Origin of the sequence: Pseudomonas sp. E45-MNA-CIBAN-0222, from assembly GCF_040310405.1 — a bacterium.
Lineage (GTDB): Bacteria > Pseudomonadota > Gammaproteobacteria > Pseudomonadales > Pseudomonadaceae > Stutzerimonas > Stutzerimonas stutzeri_AC.
Genome location: NZ_JBEOPU010000190.1, coordinates 1 through 249 on the forward strand (window position 1 = coordinate 1; position 249 = coordinate 249).

Here is a 249-nt window from a genome sequence, read left to right on the forward strand (position 1 = left end):
GGATAAAGGTGGGCGTTGTGGTAAACAGCATGGAGTAAATGTGTCGATAAATATCGGTGCCAGCACTCATAGCGGCGAGGTTTGTGGTATCTGAAATCGGCGACATTTTATCACCGAAGGTTGCACCGCAGACAATCATACCTGCGACTAAAGGCAGGGGAATATTCATGGCAGAGCCGATGCCAATAAAAACCACGCCTAAGGTGCCGACGGTACCCCAAGATGTTCCGGTTGCTACCGACATCAAGG

1 protein-coding gene is annotated in these 249 nt (G+C 50.2%); it reads right to left on the minus strand.

All coding sequences use genetic code 11. The features are described 5' to 3' along the window. Positions 1-249 (minus strand): Na+/H+ antiporter NhaC family protein (locus AAEZ08_RS23270; RefSeq protein WP_500125227.1); only part of this gene is annotated, 249 nt, incomplete at both ends.